The sequence below is a fragment of the Nocardia sp. NPDC001965 genome (genome assembly GCF_053594175.1).
In genome coordinates this window covers 16,177-27,379 of the sequence record NZ_JBSFDZ010000058.1, presented here as the reverse complement: position 1 = coordinate 27,379, position 11,203 = coordinate 16,177, and the positions used below count along the sequence as shown (strand labels likewise).

10 protein-coding genes are annotated in these 11,203 nt (G+C 67.9%); 3 read left to right on the top strand and 7 right to left on the bottom strand.

Annotated elements, in window-relative coordinates; all coding sequences use genetic code 11:
- The first annotated feature begins 502 nt into the window (after positions 1 to 502).
- Entirely contained in the window at positions 503 to 2,017 is a 1,515-nt protein-coding gene (locus ACWCPQ_RS33440; RefSeq protein ID WP_449906626.1) for a sensor histidine kinase, read from the top strand.
- A 212-nt stretch (positions 2,018 to 2,229) separates the two neighbouring features.
- Here the strand turns inward: ACWCPQ_RS33440 and ACWCPQ_RS33435 are convergent, their stop codons facing one another.
- The gene (locus tag ACWCPQ_RS33435) at positions 2,230 to 2,484 is read right to left on the bottom strand and encodes a WhiB family transcriptional regulator (RefSeq protein ID WP_033243220.1); all 255 of its coding nucleotides are present in this window, start codon (positions 2,482 to 2,484) and stop codon (positions 2,230 to 2,232) included.
- A 252-nt stretch (positions 2,485 to 2,736) separates the two neighbouring features.
- Positions 2,737 to 3,684 (bottom strand): diacylglycerol/lipid kinase family protein, encoded by a 948-nt coding sequence (locus ACWCPQ_RS33430; RefSeq protein WP_449906623.1) that lies wholly within the window; start codon positions 3,682 to 3,684, stop codon positions 2,737 to 2,739.
- A gap of 458 nt (positions 3,685 to 4,142) precedes the next feature.
- Between ACWCPQ_RS33430 and ACWCPQ_RS33425 the strand changes: the two genes are divergently transcribed.
- On the top strand, positions 4,143 to 4,562 hold the full coding sequence (locus ACWCPQ_RS33425) for a hypothetical protein (RefSeq protein ID WP_449906621.1): 420 nt from the start codon (positions 4,143 to 4,145) through the stop codon (positions 4,560 to 4,562).
- Positions 4,563 to 4,584: 22 nt separating this feature from the next.
- Here ACWCPQ_RS33425 and ACWCPQ_RS33420 read toward each other — a convergent pair whose 3' ends face one another.
- From ACWCPQ_RS33420 to ACWCPQ_RS33400, 5 genes are all read right to left on the bottom strand, one after another.
- The gene (locus tag ACWCPQ_RS33420; protein WP_449906618.1) at positions 4,585 to 5,085 is read right to left on the bottom strand and encodes an N-acetyltransferase family protein; all 501 of its coding nucleotides are present in this window, start codon (positions 5,083 to 5,085) and stop codon (positions 4,585 to 4,587) included.
- A 52-nt stretch (positions 5,086 to 5,137) separates the two neighbouring features.
- Positions 5,138 to 5,740, bottom strand: a complete 603-nt coding sequence (locus ACWCPQ_RS33415; protein WP_449906615.1) for an acid phosphatase — start codon at positions 5,738 to 5,740, stop codon at positions 5,138 to 5,140.
- 61 nt (positions 5,741 to 5,801) lie between these two features.
- Positions 5,802 to 6,302: a nitroreductase/quinone reductase family protein gene (locus tag ACWCPQ_RS33410; RefSeq protein ID WP_449906612.1), complete on the bottom strand. Its 501-nt coding sequence runs from the start codon at positions 6,300 to 6,302 to the stop codon at positions 5,802 to 5,804.
- A gap of 38 nt (positions 6,303 to 6,340) precedes the next feature.
- Positions 6,341 to 7,627 (bottom strand): Rv3212 family protein, encoded by a 1,287-nt coding sequence (locus tag ACWCPQ_RS33405; protein ID WP_449906610.1) that lies wholly within the window; start codon positions 7,625 to 7,627, stop codon positions 6,341 to 6,343.
- Between the two features lie 127 nt (positions 7,628 to 7,754).
- On the bottom strand, positions 7,755 to 9,470 hold the full coding sequence (locus ACWCPQ_RS33400) for a DEAD/DEAH box helicase (protein ID WP_449906638.1): 1,716 nt from the start codon (positions 9,468 to 9,470) through the stop codon (positions 7,755 to 7,757).
- A 605-nt stretch (positions 9,471 to 10,075) separates the two neighbouring features.
- Between ACWCPQ_RS33400 and ACWCPQ_RS33395 the strand changes: the two genes are divergently transcribed.
- Positions 10,076 to 11,164, top strand: a complete 1,089-nt coding sequence (locus ACWCPQ_RS33395; RefSeq protein WP_449906635.1) for an alpha/beta hydrolase — start codon at positions 10,076 to 10,078, stop codon at positions 11,162 to 11,164.
- Positions 11,165 to 11,203: the final 39 nt, after the last annotated feature.

Genomic DNA, 11,203 nt, shown 5'->3' with positions numbered 1-11,203 from the left:
GCATGAGCCGAAGGCTCGAGTCTCGAGGCCGAAACGGCGAGACTTCGGGGGCCTCGACCCCGCGCGCGCCAGCGCGCCAAAAACACAGCACCTTCGCAAACAACCCCGCGTTCTCGCCTTCGTGGGTAAGCCCACCCCCTCGCCTTCGTGGGTAAGCCCGCGTTCTCGCCTTCGTGAGTAACCCCGCCCCCTCACCTTCGTGAGCAAGCCCGCTTTCACTGTTGCGCGCAAGCCCACTCCCATCGCCGAACAACCCCGCGTTCCAGCCCACCTCGGCCTACCGGCCGCTGCCCAGGTCCCTACCCGGATCCTGCACTGTCGACGATGGTTTCGGCTGCGCGAACAGACCCCGGCAGTGCTGCGTGGACAAACCCCCGGCAGTGCTGCCCGGTTCTGCCCGGTAGCGCCGCCCGGGCAGCGCTCTGTGTGAACTGAATCCCAAGTGGCCCCGGGGAAGCGGCAGCGGGCGAGGTCGTGTGGGGATTGTGGAAAGGTCGTGGGTATGTCGACACTGAGTGATCTGCTGGCCGAGCACACCGACCTTCCCGGGTTGGCCGTGGATCATCTGCAGCGGGTGGTCGGTGACTGGCAGTTGCTCGCCGATCTGTCGTTTTCCGACCTGCTGTTGTGGGTGGGGGCCGGCCCGGTGCACAACGGCGCCGATATCGTCTGTGTCGCACAGTGCCGCCCGACCACCGCGCCGACAGTGCATCTGGAGGATCTGGTCGGCACCACAGCGCAGCATTCCGAGCATTCGCAGGTGTTCGAGGCGCTCACTCGTGGCGAGATCGTGCGGACCGATACCGAGGGGGAGGCGCAGGGGGTCTATCACCCGCATCCCGTGCACGCGATCCGGGAGGCGATTCCGGTGCGTTGCGGGGACGATGTGATCGCGGTGCTCAGTCGCGATACCGACCGGCAGCGGTCGCGGGTGCGCAGCAGCCTGGAGATCGCCTATGTGGCATGTGCCGACGACCTGTGCCAGATGATGGCGGATGGGACGTTCCCGACCACCGAGGACCGTGCTGCCACCCATTCCAGTCCGCGGGCGGGCGACGGATTCATCCGGCTCGACACCGAGGGGACCGTCACCTATGCGAGTCCGAACGCGCTGTCGGCGTATCACCGGATGGGGTTGCAGGCCGATCTGGCGGGGCAGGATCTGGCGACCACGACGAGGTCGCTGATCACCGATCCGTTCGACGCCCAGGAAGTGGTCGGAGATATCCAGGCCGCACTGGCGGGGCGCACCGGTCGCCGGATGGAGGTGGAGGCCCGCGGGGCCACGGTGCTGCTGCGCACTCTGGTGCTGCGGCCGCACGGGGAACTGGCCGGGGCCGCGGTGCTGGTGCGCGACGTGACCGAGGTGAAGCGCCGGGACCGGGCGTTGCTCAGCAAGGACGCCACCATTCGCGAGATTCATCACAGGGTGAAGAACAATCTGCAGACCGTTGCCGCGCTGTTGCGGTTGCAGGCGCGCCGCACCGAGAACGAGGAGGCACGGGTGGCGCTCACCGAATCGGTGCGCCGGGTCACCTCGATCGCTTCGGTGCACGAGATGTTGTCGATGTCGGTCGACGAGGAAGTCGATCTGGACGAGGTGGTGGATCGGTTGCTGCCGATCATGGCCGATGTCGCCACGGTGCACACGGCCCGGATCACGGTGCGCCGGGCGGGATCACTGGGGGTCTTCTCGGCCGAACGCGCGACCCCGCTCGTGATGGTCCTGACCGAGCTGGTGCAGAACGCCATCGAGCACGCTTTCGACGGCGGCCAGAACGGCACGGTGACCATCCGGGCGGAGCGGTCGGCGCGCTGGCTGGATGTGATCATCAGCGACGACGGGCGTGGTCTGCCGGAGGGGTTCAGCCTGCAGTCCTCCGACAGTCTGGGCCTCCAGATCGTGCGCACCCTGGTGACCGCGGAGTTGGGTGGCACGATCGGCCTGCATCCGGGCGCCGATATCGGAACGGACGCGGTGCTCCGGGTGCCACTGGGGCGTCGCTCGGCACGTTGATACCCGACGGAAACTCGCCGGTTTCAATTATGCATACCCGTGATCATCTGTGGTCGAAAACACCGCGATAATTTGCTGGGGGATATTCCGGCAAACTCCGGGCGGCTGTCCGGGACGGCCGTAGAGAAAATTCAGCCCGGCACCAGAATACTGGTGCCGGGCAATCGCGACTCCCCGGACCGGGCTGGGTCCGGTAATCGCTTCCCCGTGCTCTAGACGGCGGTCCGAGTCCGGGTGCGCGCATTGCGGCGTTTGAGCGCACGCCGTTCGTCTTCGCTCATTCCGCCCCATACGCCGGCGTCCTGCCCGGATCCCAGAGCCCAGGACAGGCATTCGGCGGTAACAGGGCAGCGAGCGCAGACCAGCTTGGCATCGGCAATCTGCGCGAGCGCAGGACCACTGTTGCCCACCGGGAAAAACAGTTCAGGGTCCTCGTCACGACAGATGGCCTTATGGCGCCAGTCCATTCCTTCTGCTCCTTAGTAGGGCGCCGCACCGGGCGCCGATCGGTTGGTGGGTCGTTCACTTGTGCGAACTGAATGTTTCCGCACGGTTGCTTGTGAATGCTTTCACGAACACCGTAGATGTCAATAGGTATCCGATGCACCGTGGGGAAGCTCACGCACTGGGGTCCCGCATCGGGGACCTGCCGCAGTCCTTTGTACTCGCCTACGCCGGTTTCTGCAGCACAACGGGATGTATTTCCCGAATGTGTCAGTTCAAACCGGTCGCGGGGCGACCACGTCCAGGACGTTGGGTACAGCGGTGAAATCCACCACGTCTCGTTCGCCGATGAAGTCGCCGTCGATTTGCAAACCGATCGGATCTGCGCAGGTGATGCGCACCGACGGGACGTCGTCGTCACGGAACAATTTCCGCGACTTCGGTTCTGAGTTCGGCGACAGCAGTTGTGTCGCCAGGCGCAGTGTAGGCAGTAACGCCATGGTTCGCACGGCGAACACACCGAGCCCCGATTCGAACCGGGTGCCCGGATTGGTTCGTACCGGAGTCGCGTTCAGATAAGTCCACGGACTGGTATTCGTCACAAAGGCGTAATGAACACCGGAAACCGGTTCGTGCCCGGGGACGTGCACGGTGACCTCCGGCCGATCCCGCTTGGCGCGGAAGAACTGCCGAACCGTTGTCCGCAGATAACGCGCCGGTGTCGCGGCATGCCCCTTCGCGCGAGCCGAATCGATCGCGGCACACACCTCGGCGTCCAACCCCACCCCGGCACTGAAACAGAACCAGCGATCATCGGTGAGCCCCAACCCGATCCGGCGATCGGAGTCCCCGGCCTTCAACAGATCGATCAACTGATTGGTGGCCGCCACGGGATCGGATTCGATACCCAGCGACCGCGCGAACACATTGGCCGAACCCCCGGGAATGATCCCCAACCGAGGCCGCCACACTTGACCGTCGTCCAGTTGCGGAAGGGGCACGAACCCGTTGATCGTCTCATTGACGGTCCCGTCCCCGCCGTGCACGACTATCAGATCCATCTCATTGGTCGCCGCCCACTGTGCCAACTCGGCGGCATGCCCGCGATGCTGAGTGTGCGCCACCGTCAACTGGGTCCGGCTCTCCAGCGCGTGCGCGAGCAGATCACGGGTAGCCGCCGTGGTAGAAGTCGCATTCGGGTTGACGATCAACAACGTCCGCACCTACGTACCTTAATGGACTGTGTCATGGCGTCGCCTCCGGCGCCGCGGGGCGGGGCCCTCGTGACCCCGGTTCTTCACTCCTGCGCTCCTCCGCTTCGCTCCCCCGCTCCGTCGCTCCAGAACCGGGGCGGGCCCCGCCTTTATGGTGGGCCCCGGCTTCCGGCTTCCGGCGGGGGCCGGGGCCCTCGTGACCCCGGTTCTTCGCTGCTGCGATGGTCGCTGCGCTCTTTCGCTTCGTCGTCGCAGAGCCGGGGTGGGCCTCGGCCGAAAAGGGTGACATCCGCAATGGGCGGGGGATGGGTGGATCGGCGGGGGAGCCGGGGGGAGTGTCTTCGGGGTGTGAGGTGAGGCCGGTCGTGGAAGGCGATCGGCGGGTTCGGTATGTGATCGGGATCTCGGGGTCTCGATCACGTGACGCTGCGAGGGCCGCCGCGCGTACGTCCACCTAAGCTGGCCGGGTGGTCGAGCGAAAAGACGTCGGTGGTGTGCCCGGGACCGTTCGTGGGGCCGGGGGGTTGGTGGCGCTGGAGGGCGCGATCGCGGTGATCGTGGCGGCGGTGCTGATCGTGCGGGCGTTGCTGGGTCATCGGGAGGACACCATCAGCGGGTACGGCACGGCCATGTGGTTCGCGATCCTGGGCGGTGCGGTCCTGGCCTCCGGGATCGGGCTGCTGTTCGGGCAGCGGTGGGGACGAGCGATCGCGGTCATCACACAGCTGCTGTTGCTGCCGGTGGTGTGGTCGCTGCTGTTCGGATCGGGTCAGCCGCTGTACGGGACGGTGCTGGGAGTGGTGGCGCTGGGGGCGCTGGGGTTGTTGTTCGCGCCGCCCACGTCGCGCTGGGCGGCGCAGGAGTACGGCGCCACGGACGAGGAGTGAGCGGACCGGCCGGTGCGGTGGTTCACCCGGCGTCGGTGGATTCTGCGGCCAGCGCGGCGAGCGCTCCACCGGACAGGCGGTAGCCGACCCAATCGTCCTGGACTCGGGCACCGAGGGATTCGTAGAACCCGATTGAGGGTGTGTTCCAGGTGAGCACCGACCAGCTCACCCGGCTGTAACCGTGGGTGCGTGCCTCCTGCGCGAGGGCCGCGAGCAAGGCCCGGCCGAGACCGCTGCCGCGGGACTCGGGCGTGACATAGAGATCCTCGAGGTAGATCCCGTGAACGCCGTCCCAGGTGGAGAAGTTCAAGAACCAGATGGCGCACCCGGCGATCGCCCCGCCGCGCAACGCCACATGGGCGAAAACCGCGGGATCCGGACCGAACAGCGCGGTATGCAATTGTTCGGCCGTCAGGGTGCATTCGTCGCGGGCCTTCTCGTATTCGGCGAGGCCGTAGACGAGATCGACCAGGGCGGGCACATCGCCGGGTGCGGCGCGGCGAATGAGCGGGGTGGATGTCACGGATACGGGCTCCTTGCCGGTTCGGGAACAGGTGCGCGGTCACCCGGATGATTCATCGGAGCTGATCCGGGCGGAGATCGTGCGCCCACAACGTGGCGTCCTCGTGTTCGTAGCCGAGCACACTCACCGCGGCGGTGGTGAGTGCGAAACGGCGCCCCTCCCGGACCTCGAAACCCAGCCACCGGGCGATGAGGGCGCGGGAGAAATGGCCGTGCCCGACCAGCACCACATCGCGTTCGCCGAGTGCCGCGGTGGCGTGGGCCAGGACGCGGTCGGCGCGAGCGCCGATCTCGGCGGCGGATTCGCCACCGGGGACAGCGCCGGTCCACACCGTCCAGGTGGGATCCAGGGCCCGGATCTCCGGGGTGGTCCAGCCCTCGTAGTCGCCGTAATCCCATTCGGCCAGGTCCGGATCGATCGTGTGCTCGGCCAGCCCGGCCAGTTCGGCGGTGTGCCGGGCGCGCAGCCGGGGACTGACGTAGACGAGCGGATCGCGCAGCCCCAGCCCGGCCAGGACCCGGCCGGCGGCCGCGGCCTGCCGGATACCGGCGGGAGTGAGCGGTATATCGGTGCGGCCGGTATGTCGATGTTGCACCGACCACTCGGTCTCGCCGTGGCGGAGCAGCACCACGCGGGCATCGTCGAGGCCGGGCATACGGTCCATCATGCCCGGCCGGATCCCGGCGGTGACGCCGAGCCTGCACCGGCGGCCGGAATCATTTCGCGAGGGTGAGCACGACCAGGGGCACCGGCTGGTCGGTGGTGGCCTGGAACTCGGCGAGCAGCGGATTGTTCGCCAGCACCCACGCCGCGAATTCGTCGTAGGCCGCGCCGGTGAGGACCCGGGCCGTGCCGTGGTAGACGTGATCGCCCGACTCCACGATCACCGCGGGATCGGCGCGCACATTGTGATACCAGGAGGGGTAGCCGCCTTCGGCGAACGAGCTGATGTAGAGGGTTTCGCCGCGATAGAGCGCACCCAGCGGGACCACATGCCGTTTACCGGAGCGCGCACCGGTGGTGGTGAGCAGCAGCAGTTCGGCTCCCGCGTACGCTCCGCCGACCTTTCCCCCGTTGGCCCGGAACTCCCGGATCACCTCGGTGTTCCAGTCGGCCGGGCCCTGCTCGGTGGCCTGATTCCACGGGGCGGTGGGGTCGTCGTAGCGGAGGTTTCCGGCCACGGGGGCGGTGTCGAGAGGGCCTGCTGCTTCGGTCATGGCGCGCAGTCTGCCGGAGGGCACCGACAGAAAACGGTTCAGCCCAACGGTTTTGCGGGCCGTTCGGTATCGCTACGCGGCGCATCGGTGGTAGCCGGATCGGCGAGGGCCACGAGTTGGCCGTCCCGGTGTTCGAGCACCACGTTGCCGAGCACACCCAGCGAGATGGGCCCGCCGCCGTAATCGGGTCGGGCGACCGGTATCCGGCTCACCTGCGCACCGGTCGACGGGTCGAGGGCGGCGATCGCGCCGGGTACCGGCAGCAGTAGCTTCCCGGCCATCGGCACCGGCGTGCCGAGTGCTTCGGCGGCGGTCCACATCGGCTCGAATGTATTGGCGTTCAGGGCGATGACACTGTTCCCGGTGAACACCAGGAAGGTCGACGAGGTGCGGACGGTCGCCGTGGTCTTGTCCAGCGGGGCCGAGAGTTCCTGCACCACGACCGGATTGCCCTTGGCGTCGAGGATGGTCAGCCGTGGGGCCGCGGGGTCGGTGCCGCCGGTGCCGGGCTGATAGACCGCGATCCGGTTGTCCGATACCGCGATCACGCGAGCGTCGGGGGAAGCCGCACCCGCACCCTCGAGCAGATGTGACCCGTACTCCTCGGGAACATTGTCGTCCTTGGGGGCGGGCGCCAGCACCGAGATCCGGTCCGCCGGTTCGCCCGGGCAGCGCTCCAGCACTGCCAACCGGGACGGGCTGGACCCGGCCGACAGGAACTCGCAGCCCTTACGCGGCTGGGTCTTCCAGTTCTCCTTGGCGTCGACGTAGCCGTATTCCAGGGTGCGCACCAGATCCGAACGCCAGACTTCGAGCCGGTCGGGGCCCTGGGCGACCACATAGGTGCCGTCCACCGACAGCCGCACCCGATCGTCCATATAGCTGCTGCGGGCTGTCCGGCGCTGACCGTCGGCGCCGGAGACCATGGTCGTCTCGCTGCAGCCGCGATCGGTGCGGTAGACGGCCACGACCATGCCGAACTGGGATTCGACCCCGCACAGCGGCAACTCCCGGGTGTAGCGCCACACCTGCTCGCCGGTTCGCGGATCGTGCCCCACCACGCTGCCGTCGGCCGCGGTCACCACGACCCCTTCGGAGGTGAGTGCCCGGGTGTTCACCGTATCGGGGGCACGCCACATCTCCTGGAGCTTTCCGGGAATTTTCGTGGCGGGCTGCGGGGGCCGGGCCGGCTCGTCGGCGACGATGGATTCGGTGTTCGCCACCCCACTGGTCGCCCATGCCACGATCACCGCGATCACCACAAAGACGGCGATCGCGGCTGCGGTGATGACGTCGGCGCGCGTTCGCCGCTCAGGTGCGAGCACGTAGGCGAGCGTAACGGATGGCCGACTCGCATCCCGACGGTGCCGGAGACCCTCCGGCCGGCTCGCGGGCGGCGGAAACGCCACGGGCGCCGACGGTGTGTCCACCGTCGGCGCCCGTCAGTGCGGGTCAAGCCTGGGCCGTCGCGCTCTCGTTCACCGGAGATCCGGCATTGCCGTCGCCGTCCGCGCGTGGGGTGGAATCCCCGCTGTTCTCGGCCGGTTTGCGCCGCCGCCGGCGGCGGCGGGCCGGTTTGTCGGTGCTGTCGGTGCCGGATTCGGCCTCGGTGCCGCCGGACTCGGTCGAACCGTTCTCATCCTGGATATCGGACTCGGTATCGGCCGGTCCGCGCCGCCGGCGCCGCCGGCGGGCGGGCGCCTCGGCGGTCTGCTCGCCGGCCTCCGGGCCGGAGTCGGCCGGTGCGTCGGTCTCGGCGGTGACCGTGGCAGTGTCCGCGTCCAGCGGTTGACCGGCGCGGGTGCGCCTGCGGTTGCGTTTACGGGGTGCCCGCTCCGGGCGTTCCACGACGACGGCGTCCGGATCGCGCTGGGGTTTGCGCGCGCCGACGGTACCGGTGACGCCCTCCGGGATACCCAGCTCGGCGAACAGGTGCGGCGAGCGCGAATAGGTTTCCACGGGCTCGGGGATGCCCAGCCCGAGCGCGGCGTCGATGGACGCCCAGCGGGTCAGCTCGTCCCAATCGATCAGCGTGACCGCGACACCGGTGCGCCCGGCCCGGCCGGTGCGGCCGATCCGGTGCACGTAGGTCTTCTCGTCCTCCGGGCACTGGTAGTTGATGACGTGGGTCACATCGTCGATATCGATACCGCGCGCCGCGACATCGGTCGCGACCAGCACATCGATGGTGCCCTTGCGGAACTTGGTCAGGGCCTTCTCGCGGGCGATCTGCCCGAGGTCACCGTGTACGGCACCGACGGCGAAACCGCGTTCGGCCAATTCGTCGGCGACCTTCTGCGCGGTGCGCTTGGTGCGGGTGAAGATCATGGTGGCGCCCCGGCTCTCCGCCTGCAGCACCCGGGCGACCAGTTCGCTCTTGTCCAGGGCGTGTGCCCGGTAGACGAATTGCGTGGTGCGATCGTGGACCGCGGAATCGTGCGGCTCCTCGGCGCGGATATGGGTCGGGCGGGTGAGGAATGTCCGGGCCAGGGTGATGATCGGGCCGGGCATGGTCGCCGAGAACAGCATGGTCTGCCGTTTGTCCGGGACCATTCCGAGAATACGTTCGATATCGGGTAGAAAGCCGAGATCGAGCATTTCGTCGGCTTCGTCCAATACCAGGACGCCCACTTTGCCGAGGATCAGATGCTGCTGATCGGCCAGGTCGAGCAGGCGGCCGGGGGTACCGACCACGACATCGACACCCGCGCGCAGGGCCGCGATCTGCGATTCGTAGGGCCGACCGCCGTAGATCGAGGCGACCTGCAGCGGTCCTTTCTCGTTGGTGAGGTACTTCGCCGCGTTCTCCAGGTCCTTTGTCACCTGGATGCACAGTTCGCGGGTGGGCACGATGACCAGGGCGCGCGGTGTGCCGTCCAGCGGTGTGGTCCCGGATTCGGTGGTGCTGATCCGGTGGAGCAACGGAACTCCGAACCCGAAGGTTTTGCCCATGCCGGTACGTGCCTGGCCGATGAGATCTTCACCGCCCAGCGCCAACGGCAGGGTGAGTTCCTGGATTGCGAAAGTGCGTTCGATACCGATCTCCCCGAGTGCGCGCACGATTTCGTCGCGCACACCCAATTCGGCGAAAGTCGGTGCGGTGTGAGCGGAGTCCAACTCGGCTGTCAGCAGGGTCTCCGTCAGACCGGGTTCCGGTTCTACTGTGATCTTGCTCAGGTTCGTGCCTTCCCTCGTTATCGCGCTACACGCGCACGAGGCGTGGGGCGGACCGGCCGGCCCGCGACGACCACGGATCCGCCCTGCGATACTCACCCGGGCCGCCGCCGGATGTCGGCAGATGCCCGCGAGTGGGGCAGCGAAGCTCGGACATCGGCGCAGCGCATCGGTGACGCGGATCTGGTGCGCGCACATTTTCCGTGGACCGCGGAGAATTCTCCGACACCGCACTGCGCACTCTGGGTGCGCGACTTTCGGTGCTGCCGGTTCTCATGGATCGGCCGAATTCTTCCGTTGTCCGTCGCGATTGTAGCGTGCTATTGTTCCGCGCTCCGAAAGGCGTCGGCGCAAATCCGCTGGATGTTGTTCTTTTCCGATTCCGTTACGGGTGAGCAGTCCTGTGCGGCAGAACGTTTCACCCGGTGTGGCGACTGTCCGCGCGACGCCGGATGCCGACCCGTCCGGGAAGTGATTCGGCACACACCGCGGTCCGCGGGTCCGGTTATAGCTGGTACCGGCGAACACGTCTATGAGAGATTCGTGCCGTGAGCATCGCAGACCGAGGTATCGCCCTGGCCGATCGCGCCGTCCGTGCGGTGGATCCGGACGGAACGCTCTCCCGGACCGTCGAGCGTGCCGCCCGCAACGCCTGGGCCCTCACCTTCGGCGACGGCGTCGAGGGCCGACGCCCCACACCGGCGTCGGTGCTGTGGGACGAACCACATCGCCAGCTCCGGCGTTTCGAACCGGGTCTGCTCGCGGGCACCACCGACCCCGCCGCGGCCACGGTACTGCTGGTACCGCCCCTGGCCGCCCCCGCCGGCTGCTTCGATCTGCGCCCCGGCCAGAGTCTCGCGGGATTCCTGCTGGAGACCGGGCGAGCGCCCTATGTGATCGACTACGGCGAGATCAGCTACGCCGACCGCCGGATGGGCTTCGACGACTGGGTGTACGACATCCTGCCCGAAGCGATCCGCCGCACCGCCGCCGACCGGGCCGCTGCCGGTGGTGAACCGCAGGTGGATCTGGTCGGCTGGTCGCTGGGCGGCACCATGGCCCTGCTGACCGCCGCCGCGGACTCCACTCTGCCGGTGCGGTCGATCACCGCGATCGGTGCTCCGCTGAACTACAGCGCCATGCCGATGACTCCGCAGCTGGCCGCGGCCGCCAGGTTCACCGGAACCGGTGCCGCCGTGGGCGCCGTCCTGCGGGCCGTGGGCGGTGTCCCGGCACCGCTCACCCGGCTCGGCTACCGCATCACCGCATGGGATCGTGAAGTCAAACGCCCCTGGTTCGTCGCCAACAATCTCGCCCGCACCGAATCGCTCGCCCGGATGGAGGCCATCGATCGCTTCATGGCCGATATGCCCGGCTACCCGGGCCGGGTGTACCAGCAGCTGTGGAACCGGCTGGTGTTGCGGGACGAAATCGGCCGCGGGGTAGTGGATTTCGGACAGGGGCCGATTCGGCTGGCCGATATCACCGCACCGGTACTGCTGGTCGGTGGACCCGCTGACGTCATCACCCCGGCCCGCGCCGTCGAGCACGGGTTGCGCACCCTCACCGGCGCGAAAGCCGTCCATTACGAAACGGCACCCGGTGGGCATCTGGGCATTCTCGCCGGGGCCGGTGCCCGGGCCACGACCTGGACCTATCTGGACAAGTTCCTCACCACGCCGGTGTGACGGACGAAGTCCAGCTGTGTGACTGCGGCGGTCCGCGCG